This is a genomic window from Dellaglioa sp. CoH-56-MRSF-12 (assembly GCF_056782075.1).
The window spans coordinates 245,750-264,771 of sequence record NZ_JBXAYD010000001.1 but is presented as its reverse complement, the minus strand read 5'-3'; the positions used below and the strand labels follow the sequence as shown (position 1 = coordinate 264,771).

16 protein-coding genes and 1 pseudogene are annotated in these 19,022 nt (G+C 33.8%); 8 read left to right on the top strand and 9 right to left on the bottom strand.

The features are described from left to right. The gene (locus AC1RPY_RS01225; protein WP_481760944.1) at positions 1–906 is read left to right on the top strand and encodes a proline-specific peptidase family protein; all 906 of its coding nucleotides are present in this window, start codon (positions 1–3) and stop codon (positions 904–906) included. A 54-nt stretch (positions 907–960) separates the two neighbouring features. On the opposite strand, the gene AC1RPY_RS01220 is transcribed toward AC1RPY_RS01225, so the two are convergent. Together AC1RPY_RS01220 and AC1RPY_RS01215 are read right to left on the bottom strand one after the other, a co-directional pair. Next, positions 961–2,988 carry a copper-translocating P-type ATPase gene (locus AC1RPY_RS01220; RefSeq protein ID WP_481761140.1) on the bottom strand — a complete coding sequence of 676 codons (2,028 nt, stop codon included), beginning with the start codon at positions 2,986–2,988 and terminating at the stop codon, positions 961–963. 205 nt (positions 2,989–3,193) lie between these two features. Then, a pseudogene (locus AC1RPY_RS01215) lies at positions 3,194–5,187 on the bottom strand (PTS sugar transporter subunit IIABC). A gap of 195 nt (positions 5,188–5,382) precedes the next feature. Between AC1RPY_RS01215 and treR the strand changes: the two are divergent. Further along, positions 5,383–6,105, top strand: a complete 723-nt coding sequence (treR, locus tag AC1RPY_RS01210) for a trehalose operon repressor (protein WP_481760945.1) — start codon at positions 5,383–5,385, stop codon at positions 6,103–6,105. Positions 6,106–6,122: 17 nt separating this feature from the next. Beyond that, on the top strand, positions 6,123–7,769 hold the full coding sequence (treC, locus tag AC1RPY_RS01205; protein WP_481760946.1) for an alpha,alpha-phosphotrehalase: 1,647 nt from the start codon (positions 6,123–6,125) through the stop codon (positions 7,767–7,769). A 62-nt stretch (positions 7,770–7,831) separates the two neighbouring features. Here treC and AC1RPY_RS01200 read toward each other — a convergent pair whose 3' ends face one another. Beyond that, positions 7,832–9,139: a sialate O-acetylesterase gene (locus AC1RPY_RS01200; RefSeq protein ID WP_481760947.1), complete on the bottom strand. Its 1,308-nt coding sequence runs from the start codon at positions 9,137–9,139 to the stop codon at positions 7,832–7,834. A gap of 311 nt (positions 9,140–9,450) precedes the next feature. Here AC1RPY_RS01200 and AC1RPY_RS01195 point away from each other — a divergent pair, with 311 nt between their 5' ends. The 4 genes from AC1RPY_RS01195 (at position 9,451) to AC1RPY_RS01180 (ending at position 12,703) form a co-directional block, all read left to right on the top strand. Then, the gene (locus tag AC1RPY_RS01195; RefSeq protein WP_481760948.1) at positions 9,451–10,776 is read left to right on the top strand and encodes an MATE family efflux transporter; all 1,326 of its coding nucleotides are present in this window, start codon (positions 9,451–9,453) and stop codon (positions 10,774–10,776) included. A 19-nt stretch (positions 10,777–10,795) separates the two neighbouring features. Beyond that, the gene (locus AC1RPY_RS01190; protein WP_481760949.1) at positions 10,796–11,143 is read left to right on the top strand and encodes a VOC family protein; all 348 of its coding nucleotides are present in this window, start codon (positions 10,796–10,798) and stop codon (positions 11,141–11,143) included. A 152-nt stretch (positions 11,144–11,295) separates the two neighbouring features. After that, positions 11,296–11,952: an ABC transporter ATP-binding protein gene (locus tag AC1RPY_RS01185; RefSeq protein WP_481760950.1), complete on the top strand. Its 657-nt coding sequence runs from the start codon at positions 11,296–11,298 to the stop codon at positions 11,950–11,952. Next, positions 11,945–12,703: an ABC transporter permease gene (locus tag AC1RPY_RS01180; RefSeq protein WP_481760951.1), complete on the top strand. Its 759-nt coding sequence runs from the start codon at positions 11,945–11,947 to the stop codon at positions 12,701–12,703. Before AC1RPY_RS01185 ends, AC1RPY_RS01180 begins: the two co-directional genes overlap by 8 nt. A 63-nt stretch (positions 12,704–12,766) precedes the next feature. Here AC1RPY_RS01180 and AC1RPY_RS01175 read toward each other — a convergent pair whose 3' ends face one another. The 6 genes from AC1RPY_RS01175 to AC1RPY_RS01150 all read right to left on the bottom strand — a co-directional run bounded on the left by AC1RPY_RS01175 (position 12,767) and on the right by AC1RPY_RS01150 (position 17,935). Beyond that, positions 12,767–13,426 (bottom strand): ABC transporter ATP-binding protein, encoded by a 660-nt coding sequence (locus AC1RPY_RS01175; protein ID WP_481760952.1) that lies wholly within the window; start codon positions 13,424–13,426, stop codon positions 12,767–12,769. Positions 13,427–13,447: 21 nt separating this feature from the next. Next, a complete protein-coding gene (locus AC1RPY_RS01170; RefSeq protein WP_481760953.1) occupies positions 13,448–14,902 on the bottom strand; it encodes an ABC transporter permease in 1,455 nt (484 codons plus the stop codon). A gap of 155 nt (positions 14,903–15,057) precedes the next feature. Further along, positions 15,058–15,927, bottom strand: coding sequence for a DegV family protein (locus AC1RPY_RS01165; protein WP_481760954.1), 870 nt, complete (start codon positions 15,925–15,927; stop codon positions 15,058–15,060). 56 nt (positions 15,928–15,983) lie between these two features. After that, a complete protein-coding gene (gene crcB, locus AC1RPY_RS01160) occupies positions 15,984–16,346 on the bottom strand; it encodes a fluoride efflux transporter CrcB (RefSeq protein WP_481760955.1) in 363 nt (120 codons plus the stop codon). Then, positions 16,343–16,738, bottom strand: coding sequence for a fluoride efflux transporter CrcB (gene crcB, locus AC1RPY_RS01155; protein ID WP_481760956.1), 396 nt, complete (start codon positions 16,736–16,738; stop codon positions 16,343–16,345). Before crcB (AC1RPY_RS01155) ends, crcB (AC1RPY_RS01160) begins: the two co-directional genes overlap by 4 nt. 108 nt (positions 16,739–16,846) lie before the next feature. After that, positions 16,847–17,935 (bottom strand): DUF871 domain-containing protein, encoded by a 1,089-nt coding sequence (locus AC1RPY_RS01150; protein WP_481760957.1) that lies wholly within the window; start codon positions 17,933–17,935, stop codon positions 16,847–16,849. A 337-nt stretch (positions 17,936–18,272) separates the two neighbouring features. Here AC1RPY_RS01150 and AC1RPY_RS01145 point away from each other — a divergent pair, with 337 nt between their 5' ends. Then, complete coding sequence (locus AC1RPY_RS01145) at positions 18,273–19,019, top strand: hypothetical protein (protein ID WP_481760958.1); 747 nt, start codon at positions 18,273–18,275, stop codon at positions 19,017–19,019. Positions 19,020–19,022 lie beyond the last annotated feature (3 nt).

The following is a 19,022-nucleotide window of genomic DNA, read 5'->3' as shown; positions in this document are numbered from 1 at the left end:
ATGGCATACGGAACGAAAATTATTACGTTAGATAATGGTTATCATCTCTGGACTCATACTGAAGGACAAGGTGATATCCAACTACTTTGTCTACATGGTGGGCCTGGTGGTACACATGAATATTACGAAAATTTTGCTGAAAAATTAGCACCTCTTGGCGTTCAGGTTTCAATGTATGACCAACTCGGTTCATGGTATTCTGATCAACCAGATTTTACTAAACAAGAAAATGTTGATAAATTTCTTAATATTGATTACTTCATTGATGAAGTTGAAGAAGTCCGTATTAAATTAGGTTTAGATAACTTCTACCTAATTGGTCAATCATGGGGTGGTGCTCTTGTTCAAGAATACGCCTTAAAATATGGTGACCATTTAAAAGGTGCTATTATCTCAAGTATGACTGATGATATTAACGAATATTTAGCAAACGTTAATGCTATTCGTGCTAAAGAATTGGATGCTGATGCGCTTGCCTACATGCAAGAATGTGAAAAAAATAACGATCTTGATAATGACCGTTACCAAGGTTATGTCGATATTTTAAATGACGGCTATGTTGATCGTAAAAAGCCAGCCCAAATTTCTCATTTAGTAAGCACAATGGCTGAACCCGTTTATAATTACTTCCAAGGTAACAATGAATTCGTTGTGACTGGTAAATTAAAAGACTGGTCTACTCGTGACCGCATTAAAAATATTACTGTCCCAACATTAATCACATTTGGCGAACATGAAACAATGCCTTTAGCAACAGCTAAAAGAATGTCAGAAACAATTCCACATGCTCGTCTTGAAACAACTCCTGAGGGTGGTCATCATCATATGATCGATAACGCTCCTGTTTACTTTGATCATTTAAGTACCTTCTTATCAGATGTTGAAAACGACAATTTTAAAGATTAAATTAAAAAATACCACCATTGATAACTACTATCAACGGTGGTATTTTTTTATCTCTTAATCGTGTAACATCATTGCATTAATTGCAACAACAATTGTACTTAACGACATCACAACTGCACCCACTAATGGACTTAAAATAAAGCCAATTGGTGCTAAAACGCCGGCAGCCAATGGTAATGCAATAATATTATAACCTGCACCCCACCAAAGATTTTGAATCATTTTCAATCTTGTGTTTCGACTTAATTTCAAAAATTTTATGATATCCATCGGATTACTTTTAACTAATATAACGTCTGCAGAGTCGACAGCAACATCCGTACCTGAACCAATTGCCATCCCTATTGTTGCACTTGCTAAACTAGGCGCATCATTAATACCGTCACCAACCATGATAACGTTATGTCCTTCGCCCTCTAACTGACTAACAATTTTAGCCTTATCTTCAGGCATTAAGTTAGCACGAACATCTACAATACCTAGTTTTGCACCAACTTTATCAGCAGCTTGTTGATTATCACCAGTTAACATAATCACTTTGATATTCATTTTTTCTAATTTTTCGACTAAACCAAATGATTCTGGTTTAATTTGATCCCCTTGAGCAACATACCCAATCACTTTTTCATTTTGAATTAAATAACTAATTGAATCTCCTTCGTTGTCAGAAGCCATTTCATCCGTTAATAACTGTTGTTTATTAACATAAGCTTCAGAAACAATTTTGAATGCATCATCGTTAATATGTCCTTCTAATCCAACACCATTAATTTGTTGTGTTTCACTTGCAGTTGGAATCTCAATTTTTAAATCTTCTGCTTTTTGAATGATTCCTTTACCCAAAGGATGTGTCGATCCACGTTCTAACGACGCCATCAATCCGATAATTTCTGATTCAGAAAACTGATCAGTAAATGTTTTATATCCGGTTACCACGAAATGACCTTCAGTTAAAGTTCCTGTTTTATCAACAAGTAATGTGTCAATTGTGTGTGCAACTTCTAGCGCATTTCTATTTTTGATTAATAAGCCATTTTTAGCTGATAAAGAAGTACTTCTCGCAACAACTAATGGAATGGCTAAACCTAAAGCATGTGGACAAGCAATCACTAGAACAGTTACAAGAATTGATAATGCCTGACTAAATGTCCCTGTAATTAACCATACAATGAATGCTAAAATACCAACAGTCATGGCAGCATAAAATAAATATCCCGCAACTTTATCAGCTAACGTTTCCGTATCTGATTTTTCTGACTGCGCTTTTGTGACTAATTTAACAACTTGAGCTAAGTAACCTGTTTCACCAGTTCCCGTTACAGTCATTTGGATTTCTCCATTACCATTAACTGATCCACCAACGACTTCATCATCTACTACTTTTTCAACTTGTTTCGATTCACCAGTTATCATAGCTTCATCGACGCTTGTTTTACCAGAAATAATTGTTCCATCAGCTGGAATCGTTTCATTTCCTTTAACTAACAGAATATCTCCAACATGAACATTTGTTAAATCAACATCTTCAATTTTTTTATTTTCTCTAACGATATGTGCTTGTTTAGGTAAGAGTTGTGCTAATTTTTGAACAGCATCTCCTGCTGACATAACAGCGTTCATTTCAATCCAATGACCTAACAACATAATGACAATTAACGTTGCTAACTCCCAGAAGAAATCCATAACATGATGACTTGGATCTACAAGATTATTCATCACAACAGCATATAAGCTATACAAGTATGCCACACTAATACCCATTGCGATTAAGGTCATCATTGCTGGCTTTTTATCTGCAAGCTCCATCTTTGCACTATCTAAAAATGTTTTACCGCCATAGAAAAATAATCCAGTACCAATAAGTGCTACAACCCAATCAGATCCAGGGAAAGTAAACTGTAAGGGTAAGTTAATCCCCATCATAGGTGTCATTAAAACAATAGGAATTGCTAAAACTAAAGAAATCCAGAATTTCAATTTTAGATTTCCCATATGCATCATGTGCCCACCCATGTTCATTTGATCGTGGTCCATTCCTTCCATATCCATGTGATCCATACTCATGTGGTCCATATTTTTCATATCCTTATGATTCATATTCATGTGATCCATTTCTTTCATATCTTTGTGATCCATTTATACCGCCTCCATTAATTTATATTTTTAGTTTACACTTGTAAACTTAGATAGTCAAATAATTTATCTGTTACAAAAAAAATGTCAAAGAGATAAATATCCCTTTGACATTTTTATATAATCACATAAACATTTTAGTTAATTTACAATTCTATGCATCTTTACCAATTGTTTTACGACGGTTAACTTCTTTTTCAGCAAGTACATCGGAATCTTTAAATCCAAAGACCCAAGTACAACCAAATGCTACGATTATTGTAACAATTGATGCAATCCAAAAGTTAATTTCGTTACTCATTCCTCCACCAAACTTTAAAGGTGTAAAGAATGAAGGGAATCCGATTAATGAACCAGTAAATCCGTACATATTAACGTTTAATAGTCCGGCTACTAATCCACCAACTGCACCACCAATATTAGCTGCTAAGAAGACACGCCCATATTTTAAGGTAATCCCATAAATAGCTGGTTCTGTAATACCACTGAATGCTGCAATAACTGCACCACCAGATAATTCTTTAATGTTAGCCATTTTTGATTTAATCATAACTGCCATTACAGCAGCACCTTGAGCTACCATTGTAATTGAAACAATTGCATTTAAGTAGCTGTAGCCTTTTGAAGCAATATCGTTTGCGATTAAAGGAACAACTGCCCAATGTAAACCAAAGATAACTAAACATTGATATAATCCACCAATAACAAAACCTGCAATTGGGTAGTTTGCTGTTAAAATTGTGTTTAAAATAATAGAAATACCTGTACTAATTAACGTAATAATAGGTCCAACAATAATGATAATAGCGGCCGAAACGATCATAACTTCTAACAATGGTACAAAAATCATTCGTAAAACTTGTGGAATAACTTTTTTGAGTCCTTTTTCAACATAATGTGCTAACCATGCTCCAGCAATAATTGGGAAAATACTGTAAGTATAGTTAACCATATGAATTGGAATCCCAAATAAGTTAGTATTTAATGACATCCCCAAAAGTTGTCCAAACACTTTTGTTCCTGTTGCAATACCAAAAAGTGAAGGATATACCAAGACACCACCAACAATAGCCATAATAATTGGATCAGATTTTAACTTCTGTGCAGCTGTGAATCCAACAATAATAGGTAAGAAATAGAATGCTGAATCTCCCATGGCTGATAAGAAAATGTAAGTCTGTGATGTGGCTTCTGTCCAACGAAAATCGACAGCCATTTGAAGTAATCCTTTTAAAATACCACTAGCAGCCAATAATCCAATTACTGGCATCATAGAACCTGTGATAACACCAATCAAAGTATTAAATCCAGCATTCAATTTTCCACGGAATGTTGTTGGTTTTTCCTCAGCTGGTGCATCATCGGCAGCATCGACCTCGCCACCTGCGTATGATGTTCCTAATTGTGCAATAACTGCATCATAGACATCAGTAACAGCTGGTCCAATAACAACTTGATATTGTCCAACAGCATGACGAACATCAATTACACCTGTTAAATTTTTAATCACTTCATCGTCTGCTTTACTTTCATCAACTAAGTAAAATCGTAACCGCGTAATACAATGGATTAAACTCTTAATATTCTCTTTACCACCGACTTGTTTGATAATGTCTGTAGCTAATTGTGTGTAATCTTTTGCCATAACTATTCCTCCCCTTTTGCAGTACCAGATCCCACTTCCGTGCCACCTTCAAAAGGTTGTGGTTCCGATAATGTTAATTTGTCTAATTTATCTTGTGTATTTGTAATTACTACCATTAAAACATTGTCTAATTGTGCTTCAGAAACTTGTGTTAAATCCATAGTCCCAAGTAATTCACCACCATGAACACGAGCACCTTTTTTAATATTAATATCAAATGGTGCACCTTTTAAATCAACCGTATCAACACCCATGTGTAATAAAATTTCAAGTCCATTATCCATCGTGAATCCGATAGCATGTTTTGTTGATGCAACCAATGTTATAGTTCCAGATACTGGACTATAAATTTCCCCTGCGGTTGGTTTAAATCCGAAGCCATCACCCATTAATTTTTGAGCAAAAACAGAATCGCTCACATTTTCTAAATCAATTAACTCCCCAGTTGCTGGTGCGTAAAACTTATCATCATTTACCTTTTGTTTTCTTTTAAAAATCGACATTGTTCTCTCCCCCATTTTTTTTAATTTATTTAACTAGATTCGCTTACAGCGATTAAGCGTTTTCAAGTTATCCTTATAATAAACCTGTCTATACAGGATGTCAACGCTTTCTTTTCTTTTAAATTAACATTTATATATACTTGTATAGACTAGAATGTTTATGTTAAAATAACCTTATCATTGGAGGTGACTATTATGACGAACCAAAATAAACATTTAGGTATTTATCAAGATCTTGTCACTAAAATCACACATAATATTTACGCATCAGGAACATTCCTACCTAGTGAAATTCAATTGAGCCATTTATACGGTACTTCTCGCGAAACAATTCGAAAGGCTCTCCAAAATTTACTAACCAATGGCTATATTCAAAAAATTCGAGGCAAAGGATCGCTTGTTTTAGATATTCAACGATTCGCTTTTCCCGTCTCAGGTATTACTTCATATGAGGAACTGAATAAGTCTCTTCAAATGAATTCGGAAACACAAGTTAGACAGTTACTTGTCACAACTATTCCTATAGAGAGTTTTGCACCTAAGTCTGTTGTTGGCGATAAAGCGACATTTATTGAACGTCTACGACTTGTTAAAAATGAACCCAGTGTTATTGATCGTGACTACATACTTTCAGATATCGTACCTGAGATACCTTTAGCAGTTGCCCAAAATTCGCTTTATGATTATTTTGAAAATAAATTAGGCTTAGAAATCAGTTATGCTATTAAAAAAATTACAGTTGAACCAGCAGATACAACTATCCAAAAATTATTAAACATTCCAAAAACAGAATCTGTTGTTGTCATAAGAAGTGAAACCTATTTACAAGATAGTCGTTTATTTCAGATTACCGAAGCTATTCACCGCTCAGATCGTTTTAGTTTTGTTGATTTTGCACGACGGACGAAGAAAATATAACTAATAGGAGAATAACGATGACATTTGAAGATAAAATTATTTATCAAATTTACCCAAAATCATTTTATGATAGTAACAATGATGGCCTGGGCGATTTACAAGGGATTATCGCTAAAATACCTTATTTAAAACAACTCAATATTGATATGATTTGGTTTAATCCTTTTTTCATATCACCACAAAATGATAATGGCTATGATATCTCAGATTATTATCATATTGATCCTAAGTTTGGTACTATGGCTGATTTTGATGAACTTGTTACCAAGCTAAAATCTGTAGGCATCGATGTCATGATGGATATGGTTTTTAACCATACATCAACTGAACATGAATGGTTCCAAAAAGCGCTAAAAGGTGATCCAAAATATATGGCTTACTATTATATTCGTGGAGCAAAACCAGATAGCTCGCTTCCAACTAATTGGGATTCTAAATTTGGTGGTCCTGCATGGGAAGCTTTCGGAAATACGGGTAAGTACTACCTTCATCTCTACGACCCAACTCAAGCAGACTTAGATTGGCATAATCCAGCAGTTCGAAAAGAAATGGCCAAGATTGTTAATTTTTGGCGCAACAAAGGTGTTAAAGGTTTCCGATTCGACGTTATCAATGTCATCGGTAAAGATGTCAATTTACTTGATGCACCTTATGGTACTGATAGTAGACTTATGTATACAGATAAAAAAATAGTTCATCAATATCTACAAGAACTTAACGAATCTAGTTTTGGTCAAGACCCTGATGCTGTGACCGTTGGTGAAATGTCTTCTACTTCAATCGATAATTGTATTGAATACACGTTAGGCAAAAACAACGAGTTATCAATGGTCTTTACCTTCCACCATTTAAAAGTTGACTATACCCATGGAAATAAATGGACGACGATGCCTTTTGACTTTATGAGTTTAAAAAACATTCTAAATGATTGGCAATTAGGTATGACAGCTGGTCATGGTTGGAACGCTTTATTTTGGAATAATCATGATCAGCCTCGTGCTATTAATCGTTTTGGTGATCCCGTCCATTTTCGTGAAAAATCTGCCGAAATGCTAGCGACAACTATTCATTTATTACGTGGAACGCCTTTTATTTATATGGGAGAAGAAATTGGGATGAGCGATCCTCAATATCAGCATTTATCTGATTATAATGATATTGAAACCAAAAACATTTACCCAACATTATTAGCGAAAGGACTCAGTGAAACTGAAGCCTTAGACATTATTCAAGCAAAATCTCGTGATAATAGTCGTACTCCCATGCAATGGAATAACTCTGAGTATGCAGGGTTCTCAGCTGAAAAACCATGGTTGATGCCAATGAATCAGTCTATCGTCAACGTTCAAAATGAATTAGTACGCGGCGAAATATTTAATTACTATCAACAACTAATTAAATTACGTAAGACTCTGCCAATTGTCTCTGTTGGTGATTATCAACCTCTTTTAATGGACGATACTCAAGTTTTTGCTTACCAAAGAATACTAAAAAATCAACGTTTAATTGTTTTAAATAATTTCTATGGTACAACGACAACGATTACTTTACCTGCATTTACCGGGGAAATATCAACTGTCATCAATAATTATCCAACCGATATCAAATTAGAAACAGCTATGACGTTAGCTCCATATCAGTCAGTTGCCTTTTTGATTGACTAACTAAAATAAAGCAGCCTTGCAATTTTAAATTGTAAGGCTGCTTTATTTAGAACTTATTAAGATTAATCAAAGTAGATTTTAAAAGGACTAACTGGAATATGGTTTTCGTTCCATAAGCCGGCAGAAGTTACATTTGCATATGCATACTGTAAGCCAATTGATTCTTCTTCTAATCGAATCTTGATATCATTTGTACCTAAATCAATCACTGCAGGTTTTAAAACATCCCCTGGCATGATCCATTTTAAATCAATATCATTTGTTGTTTCAAGTTGTTCACAATTTGAAAAGTTAAGACGCATTTGTTTTACATCAGCTGAAATTTCAGATAATTGTGGACTTGTTTGCATTTCATCGAATTTACCAAAATTAGAATATAATTCGATTACACGATAACCTAATTGTCTTTTACTACTTGGATGAATCTCGTTAGCTGAATCTTCATCCATAGCTGTAACTAAGTAAACCCGATTTTCTGTTGCTGCAAACTTTTGTTGTGCATCGCGAATTTCAGCCCATGAATTAGCTATCTTATGATTATATTGTGGTAACTGAATAATATAAGTTGGTAATTTATTTTGTTTAAGCGTTTTGCGCCATTCACGGATTAATTTTTTCAAAAGTAACCCATAATGTTTTGTATCTATTCCTGCATCTCGTTCACCTTGATACCAAGTTAACAATTTAAATCGGTAAGGACCCACTTGTGATAACATCGTATCGTATAAATTATCGGATTCTTCTAAACTTGGAATTTTAGTATCAACATAAGCTGCTTTTAAAGTCTCGTTATTTATTAGTGTACTTTCTGATACCCAACTTGCAGCTGAAGTCCCATTTTTAGCACATAATACAAGGCCAATTGGTGTGTATTCATCATATTGACGAACCTTCTTAGCCATATAATAGCCTAATGCTGTAACGTTACCAATATTTTCTTCATCAACAATTTGCCATGGATTTTCTTCTGTTGATTGCTTTTCAGGTATATTGATAAAACGTAAATTCATCATTGGCATTGTTTTATTATGATCAAATTCATCATCTTTAGCCATTTTGAAGTTAGCATTTGATTGTCCAGCAATCAAGAATACATCTCCAAATTGTACGTCGCGTAAAATTATTTTATCTGTTCCTGATTTAACTAGAACGGTCACAATTGTAGGTGCTAAAAATGAGATACTTTCAATTAAAAAGTATCCTGTATCATCAGCAATTCCTGTTTCAATTGTATCTTCGCTACCGCCCATTGAAATCGTTACAGTTACTTCTTGATTGGGTTCTGCATAACCAAAAAAACGTGTTGTCTGATCTTGTTGCATAACCATATGATTAGTAAATAGTGGTGCTAATCGCAATGTTGTTGCCACTGTTAAACCCTTCTTTCTAGTCGCTGTCCATTAAGTATCCTTTACAATTATAACATAAGATAAGCCTCTATCGACTTTTTATCAAATGGATTAGTCAGCTACTTTGACTATTATTTAGTTGTTTGTCCTAGCTATTTTGAATAATAGTTGCTAGAATAAAGACAGTCAAAACAGTGTAAAATCGCCGGGTTTTACAAAAATAATAGTTATCACATCCAAGAGGCCATTTTTTAATGAAGGATGTTGGTACCTATTTTTTATTGTCCATTATTATAAGATTATAAAAAATAGGTACCGATAAGGAGCTCAAAATGAATAATCAAACGGTTTCTATCCGTCGTGAACTTTCAGGTTACGTCACACGGAACGTTTTAAGTACTTTAGGTTTATCTGTGTATCTTCTGGCAGATACATATTTCATTGCTAATGCGGTTGGAACAACTGGTTTAGCGGCTTTAAATATTGTATTACCCCTCTTTAATTTATTAAATGGCGTCGGGTTGTTACTCGGAATTGGTGGTGCAACTTTATTTTCTATTTTAAAGATTAAGGATCAAAAAGCGAGTCAAAAAATTTTCACACAGGTTTTAATTGTTGGGATTATTTTCGGCCTAGCTTTCTCAGTCTTAGGCTTTTTATTCATGAAACCTTTACTCTATTTTTTAGGTGCAAACGCAGGAACTTACAAATTAGCTGCTGAATACCTAACTTATATTTTGCTAGCTGCACCATTCTTTGCTTGTAATTATCTCGTTTTAAGTTTCATTCGAAACGATAATAATCCACATTTATCGATGGTTGCCATGTTAGTATCTAGTTTATTCAATATCATTTTTGATTATATTTTTATGTACCCATTACATCTTGGTATGGGTGGTGCTGCAATGGCAACTGCTGTTTCTCCAATTGTTGCTTTAGCTATATTAACCTTCCATCGTAAAAAGGAAGGACGTCTTTTAACGCTCCAACGAACGTCTATTCACTTTAAGACAATAAAAAAAGTTGTTCAATTCGGGTTCCCTGTCTTTCTAACTGAAATGAGTACAGGTGTCAGCATTTTTGCTTTCAACCTTGTCATTTTAAGTTTAGCGGGAAATACAGCTGTCGCAGCCTATGGAATTATCGCAAACATCGTCTTAGTCGCTTTATCACTTTTTAATGGTGTTGCCCAAGGAATTCAGCCTTTACTCAGTCGAGAATTTGGAATTCGGAATTGGCCAGAAGTTAAGCAAATATTACGTTTTGGGTTAATTGTTAGTTTTATTATTGGCACAATTTTATACCTTACATTGACCTTTGAAAAAGATCCTATTATTGCATTATTCAATAATAGTAACAACCAAGAGTTAATCCATTATGCTGAAATAGGCATTCCAATCTACTTCTTAAGCTTATTTGGATCATCCCTTAATGTTGTGTTTAGCATGTTTTTCTCAGCGATTGGCGAACCCAAACATGCACTTATTCTAGCTATCTTGCGCGGTTATGTCTTACTACTAGGCTTATTATTTATTTTTGCCCACTTCTTCAACTTAACTGGTGTTTGGGTTGCTTTACCCGTCACAGAATTAATCATTGTCGTCATCAGTACTGTATTCCTATTCAGTTTCTTTAATAAACAAATTAAAAAACAATAAAAAGAAGGTTTCTTATTTTATGAAAGTTAAACGTTTTGAAGCAATCACAATTCCCGTAACTGATGTCCAAAGAAGTTTACGTTTTTATCATGAAGTTTTTGATATGACTATGATTGAAAATAGTGAGTTACCTACTGTTCATTTTGGCCATCAAAAAATTATTTTTGAGCCATCAACTAATGTTATTCCAATGACACTTAGTTTCGTCGTTAGTGATTCAATGACCGCTATGGAAAATCACTTGAAAAATTATTTTGTGACTATTATCTCTGGCCCGATTGAAAAGCAAGATGTTAAAAATGCACAATCGATTACAATTTCAGATCCAGATCAGCATATAATCGAATTAATTAGTTATCAGAAATAGATTTACTAAGCTAACATCTAAGCGATGTTAGCTTTTTTACTACTATTAGGTTTTTAAATCTATATGCTTAGATTCTCTAAAATACTTTTCTTTATTCCCACAGCTAAACATGGTAATCTGAAAATGAGTTATATCAGAAAGGCGGTCCTACTATGCAACCTATTATTGATTTACAAGATATTTCACTAGAACTTAGTAACCAATCAATCTTGAACCACATCTCTTTTCAAGTAAACCCTGGAGACTTTTTAACAATCACCGGTCCATCTGGAAGCGGTAAAAGTACCGTTTTGAAATTAATCGCTGGTTTAATTTCAAGAACATCTGGTGATATTAAGTTCAATGAAAAATCAATTGACAGTTATGACCCAATCGAATATCGTCGGATTGTTTCTTATTGCTTCCAAACCCCCGTTTTATTCGGCGAAACCGTTAAAGACAATCTGGAGTTTCCTTATATCGTTCGTAAGCAAGACTTCGATGAATCTCGTGCCATTTCTGAATTAGAATCCGTAGGCTTACCCAGCAGTTATCTTCAGAAATCAATAAATGAACTATCTGGTGGCGAGAAGCAACGTGTTGCCTTAATTCGTAATTTAATCTTTTTACCCAAAATCTTACTGCTTGATGAAATCACAAGTGCTTTAGATTCAGAAAGTAAAAACATTATACACGCATTAATTAATCGTTTAAATGACTCAAATAAAATCACTATTATCGCTGTTACTCATGATGATAATGAAATAAAACTGGCTGATCAATTAATTAATATCGAGGCCGGAAAAATAACGGAGGTTAGACATGCATAATTTAGCCGTTAATAATCTTTCTCTCGTTTTCGCTTTTTCATTAGTACTTGTCTCACTAGGAATTGTATATAAAGAAAAATTAGGCCTAGCAAAAGATATTATTTATAGTGTCATTCGTGCAATTATCCAATTAGTCATCGTCGGATACATTTTAAAGTACGTCTTTAATATTAATAATATTATTCTAACTTTAGTTATGATGTTCATTGTTTTCTTTAACGCTGCGTATAGTGCACATAAAAAAAGCGCAGGAATTCCACATAGTTTTCGTATTTCGTTCATTGCCATTTTTTGTAGTACGTCCGTTACACTTGGCCTTTTACTACTAGCTGGAACGCTTAAATTTATTCCTTCACAAATTATTCCAATTACTGGTATGATTGCTAGTAATTCAATGGTTGCGATTGGTCTTTGTTACCGTAACCTTAACAGTAATTTCCGTGATCAACGCCAACAGATTTTAGAAAAACTAGCACTCGGTGCAGATCTCAAACAAGCAGCATACCCTATTATCCGTGAAAGTATCAAAACAGGGATGTCGCCTACTATTGATTCAGCTAAAACGGTTGGTATCGTTAGTTTACCTGGAATGATGTCTGGGTTAATCTTCGCCGGTGTTGATCCTGTCTTTGCGATTAAATACCAAATCATGGTCACTTTCATGTTACTTTCAGCAACAAGTATCTCATCAATTAGTGTTTGTTATCTTTCATATAAACAATTTTTTAATGATAAGAAGCAACTACGATAAATTAAATATCAATCAACTAAAATAGCCATATGTATAAGTTTTCCTTATACATATGGCTATTTCTTACTCTATAACTTGAAACTCACGGTCCTTCAATACATATTGCGTATCACACATTTTAGCAACATCTGGTTCATGCGTTACAATGATGACACATTTATCTTGTGATTTAGCTAAATCTTGAAGTAATTCAATAATTTCTTTCGTATTAACTTCATCCAAATTACCGGTCGGTTCATCAGCTACGACTAATCGTGCGTCACAACACATCGTTCTGACAACAGCGACTCGCTGTTGTTGCCCACCAGAAAGATGTTGAACGTTCTTCTTAGCCATATCCTCATCAATACCAACTTTTTTCAACATATCAAAGGCATATTGTTTATCACCAGCATGTGTTGCTCCGGTAATGTCCATCGCAGTCATTAAGTTTTCCAACGCTGACATATAAGTAAATAAATTATAGGATTGGAAGATAATCGAGACATCTTTATTTCGATAATGAGTTAATCCGATTTTATTGATTGCCTCACCTTCATATATAATTTCTCCAGATTTTGGTTTATCTAAACCAGCAATTAGTGAGAGAAATGTTGTTTTTCCTGAGCCACTACTACCGACAATTGCATATGATTTACTTCTTTCAAAAGTTAAATTAACCTTTTCAAATAAGGGGTTATCCTTATTTTCATACCAATACGCGACATCTTTAATTTCAATCATTTAATCACTCCTTTCTATTATTTATGAAATCAGAATTTTCTTGGGTTCAAGTCGTAAAATACCTAACGATGCTAACATAATCGAGATAAAGATAATTGCCAGACCCATACCACCTAATTCTGCCAAATCTTTGATACTTACAGTTGTGCTTAGATTCTTTAATTTCTCAGATTTAGTTGTCGCTGACTGCCCTGGTATACCACTTGGATCTGTTCCACCAAATTGTCCACCTTTAGTACCACTTGGCGCACCGCCTCCACCTTGCATATCATTTGAAGTTGTAGCTGTTGTAGATGTCGTTGTTTGTTGGCTTATCAATTGATCACCTACTGCATTACCAACGAATTTCCCACCAATTCCGGCAACAACTAATGACACGAGTAGAACCATAAACATTTCAACAAAGAATTGTGCAATAACTTTCCAACGTTTTTCACCTAATGATAGGAGGACACCAATTTCATAGCGACGTTCTCTAATCATTAAAATAACAATTAAGGCAAGAATGATAGTTCCTGCAACTGCGACTAATAGAACAATTTTTTGGGCAAAACTCTTAACATTATTCAATGGTGTCAGCATTGATTGATAAGTACTATCGTTTGTTGACATTGAAAATTTAGATGTGTTAATTAATTTCTTAGCTGCTTTTGTGAAAGTTTCTGACTTGGCTGGATCACTTAATGTATACACAACTGAATCGGCCGTATCTTTATACTTACTACCTTTTAAAGTATTCGCAAATGTGTAAGCTGTATAAATAGTATTTGATGGATCAGTAGCTCCTGGCCCACCCATACTTGTAGAACTAGTTGAACTAGCTTTATAAATACCGACAACTTCAACTTTATACTTCGTACCACCAGTTGATTTCATTGTAATTGTATTGCCCACAGAAATATGGTTAGTAGAAGCAAGTTCTGATTCAATCACAACGTTTTTAGTATTTAAATCACTCGAATTTAAACCACGACCTTTTGTAATTTTGGCACCACTAGTATTTAGTGCACTAGCCGTTGAACTTACACCGGAAATAGAAATATCACCCGTTGTTGCAGAAGTTGCCATTTTCTTGCCGCCCATCCCACCACTTTGACTTGAGGTCGATGTTGTTTTAATGGCATCAAATGAAGAAGCATTAGCTGTAGTTGAAGTGGTGATACTGTAACTCTTCACATTGCTTAATGCACCAACTTTTTTAGCTGTTGCGACTGTTACCCCAGCTAAGTTTAATGATGGTTTAGTGGTTTTTGAGCTTGAAGTTTTCATCTCGCTAAAAGCTTTATCTCGATTAGCTGATAATGTCACCGTTGCACCCGCACTCTTCTTCGCATCATTTGCCGCAGTTGTTGCTGCATTTTGAATAATTAATCCTGCTAAAACGAATAACATAATAGCTGACATAACTAATACAAGTAAAAAAGATCGTCCTTTTTTTGCTTTAAGATTTAATAAAGCACGTTTAAAAAAATTCATATTTATTACCTCCATATTCTCTTAAATTATTTGATAAGAATAAGCATAGCTAATAATTATGAATTATTTTTGAATATTATCAGAACATTTTCGTTTGTTATACAAAAAAAAGTTTTATTATGAATAATAATTCATAATAAAACCGTTTTCTTTATTTAATCTATTAGACTTTTCCAATCTCTCGACCAGATTAATCCTAAACATTTTTCACCTGTGTGAACACCGACAAGTGGTCCAATATAACCCGATTCAAATTTCATTTTAGGAAAACTAGTTCTCAAGTCTTGTCCCCATTCAGCTTGAAGTTCCGGATTATTCGCATCAATTAAATTAATTTGAACTGGATAATCAAGTGAACGTGTTGCTTCTGAGAATTGAGCTTTAATTTCAGAATAGGCATTTTTCATTTTGCGTTCTTTACCAATAGCAACGATTTTACCTTCTTTATCAAAAGTTAAAATCGGTTTAATTTTCAATATGTTTCCAACAAAACCTGAATGATTTGATAAACGACCGGTCCTCATTAAATGATTTAAATCATCAACAACAAAAAGAACCCGTGTTGTTTCTCTTAATTCGGCTAACTTTTCAAGTATTTCCATAACGTTTTTATCTTTATTAGCTAATGTGGCAGCCAATTGAACCATGTTACCCATCCCCGCGCAATCAATTTTCGAATCAAAAACATGCACATTGATGGCCGAAACAGATGATGCGAAAGCTTCAAGATTACCAACTAATCCACTAATACCTGATGATAAATGGATACAAATAACATCTGTATAGCCTTCAGCAGCAAGTGCCTTAAATTTTTCTTCCATTTCACCCATCGATACCTGGGAAGTTGTTGGTAAAACATCTTCTGTTTTTAATAATTGATAAAATTGAGTTGCCGTTAAATCGGCATTTTCATGATAGACATGATTTCCAAATAATACTGGGTTATTTACTACTTTAATATCTAATTGTTCAACAATCTCATCTGTAAGATAAGCTGAACTATCCGTTAATACAGCAATTTTCATTATTTCACATCCCTATTTTTACTATCCTATCACACATTATGCTCGAATACTTTAATTTAACTAACCATTTGGCGACCAATAACTAATCCTAACAGTGTCATCAAGCCACCAACAATATAACTAGCTAATAAATAAATCATGAATAACGATATTTTTTGGCTTTTAATTAATTTAACCAATTCAAAGTTATACGTTGAAAAGGTTGTAAAACCACCCATTGTTCCAGTACCAAGTAAGACTAACATCGGACTAGATAAATTAATTCCTGTTAAAAGACCTAAAATAAAACTACCTATCAGATTAATTAATAACGTTCCAACTGGAAATTGATCAGTTAGATATCGATTACTTAAATTTGTTATCCCATATCTTAACATAGCACCGATTGCAGCGCCAATCCCAACTAATAGTGTCATCATGAACGTTCACTCTCCATTCGCCAATCTCCAATCCGATTGCCTAATGAATAACCAAGTAATGTCATGGAAAGTCCACCTATAATCGTTACTAACACATAGATGAGTGCATAGCCCCATTGTTGCGTCTCTATTAACTTTACAGCTTCCAAACTATATGTTGAAAACGTTGTAAAAGCACCTATAAAACCTGTTTTTATCCCCAAAGTTAACCAATCTGGGACTTTTTCGGTTGTTTCAATATACTGAACTAAGAACGCCAAAATAAAGCACCCTACGACATTAATCATTAATGTCCCCAGTGGGAATCCATTTGGTTGAATAATCGTTAAACCAAGTAAGTACCGACTTATTCCACCAAAAAAAGCAAACAATGCAACAATTATATAATTCATTTTATGACCTTCTTATCAATTTTACATTTACTACTTCATTTTACCGAATTATCTAGTTAATACCAAATTAAAATGGACCACTAGAAATTATCTAGTGATCCATTTAGGCTAATCTTGGCTTAGTTTAAATTGACTCCATGGTTTCAAAAAATCGAGTAAGAATAATTCATCATCTATAATATGCCCAACAATATTTACACGACCATCATTTTTCATTTCTTTTAAAGCAATTTGTGTTTCACCTTTATATTGTCCATAACCTTCATTATCAATTAAGACGTCACCACGCTTAATTAATTTTGTATTATGTGCAGGAAATTCTTTATCTTTATACACAACCCGTGTCATTGTCGAACGTAAAAGATACGCTGAACGATCTCCGCGGTAACTATGAATATTATCAAATAATACTACTTTTTCAACCTCAGTAATATCATCTGCCGTTTCAATTTTAATCGTCGGATAATTGGCGTTGAATGCTTCTGATGCTGCTTTTAATTCATTTTCTGAAGCGTACGCGTTTGCGATAATCACATCATCAATTAAATCTGTCATCACCATATGTTTAACTTGTGTGGCAATATCTAAATGTCGATGATCCTCTAATGTACATAGTCCATCAGCAGTTGGCCAAGGTCCAAAAGTAGCTGACTTAGCATTAACAAAAGCTGCCGTATTTAAATTGTATTTTTTAAATTTCTCACTGCAAGCTACAAAAAAGTTATACTCTAATCCTGTGTATTCATGTGGATAAAAATTATGTGAACCTAATAAGTTCTCTCTTTTTGGTGAATAACTCATAATGTTATCCACATAGTTAGTCCCAGAACTCATATTTATTTCTATTTTTAAGTCATATGGATTGCGTGTCATTGCTGCTTCTTCTGCACCTGTAAATCCTAAATCTAATCGAACACCATATGCACCCATATCGTCAAAGAATTTTAAATCTTGATAACTAATATTTAGTTGTTCAAATAAATCAGGATTGATATCAACCATTACTTCCATACCAAGTTTATTTGCGTAAGCAACTGTCTTTTTAAATTCTGATAATACCTTATCTTTACCATCTGTCACTTGGAGTAAACTCGTAAAGACTCTTTTATACCCGTATTTACATGCCAAATCTAAATATGCTGTATCATCATTATAATTTGATCGTTCTGGATAAATTGAAATACCTAATTTTCCCATTATTATTCCTCCTAAATATTATTAAGGTCTATACCAATATTATAAAGGACATATAATGTAATTGAAAGCGCATTCCAAAAAAACTTTTGATTATTTTTAAATTTTTTCTTAATGTTAAGGTTATTTTAAGGTTCATGTTGTATATTGAACTTATCCCAAAACAACATAAATAACTAACCTTTATACTTTTTCATTTCTCCTCCAAAGTAATGAGAGAGAGAGCTAATTTATTAGCTCTACAACTTACTCCCTAGAGACTGCCTTCCCAGCAGTCTCTTTTTTGTTTCTAAATATTAAGAATCGTGCTAATATTTTAATCACGAAGGAGGTCTTAAGGATGCAAACCATTTATACGCTAATAACATTGATTTTTCTTAGTGTTATACCACTTCTTGTAGCTGCTTTTTTACTAACAGCTGTGAACAGTAATACAAAAAAACAATTATCATTAAATCAACAATTATACTTGGGTTCATTGGGTATTATTATCCATGAAGCAAGTCATGCTATAATGGCTTTTTTATTTGGATTTCACGCCATTGAAGTTAAATTAATTAAACGTCCACATCCCGAAATTGGTGATAACTCACTTGGATTCGTTCGTTATAGCTCACCTAAAAATATGCGTGGTAAAATTGGACAAGCAATGGCCGGTATTGCGCCCATCATTGGCTGTTCAATCGTAATTATTGGCCTTTTTATTCTACTGCTACCTCACTCTTTTAATCTACTATCAACAATGCTAGTTAACCAAGCATTTAATACTCAATCGTTATTTAACCTATTCACCTCGTTATTTCAATCTTGGTCATTAAGACTTATCCTGTGGTTGTTAATCACAACATCTATTACAATTGGTGGTTTTGATTTAAGCTCAGCAGATAGAAAAGGATTTGGTCTTGGATTCAGTTTATTAGCACTTTTAATCATTATCTTTTATTATTTCTTAACTCTATTTAATCACCAGACTTTAATGATGACTCTACTATCAAAATTTGCCTTATCTATTGGTCTAATTACTATTTTGATGCTGTTTTTATTACTTATTACAAATTGGCTGGTTAAAATCATCAAAAATAAATAAGAC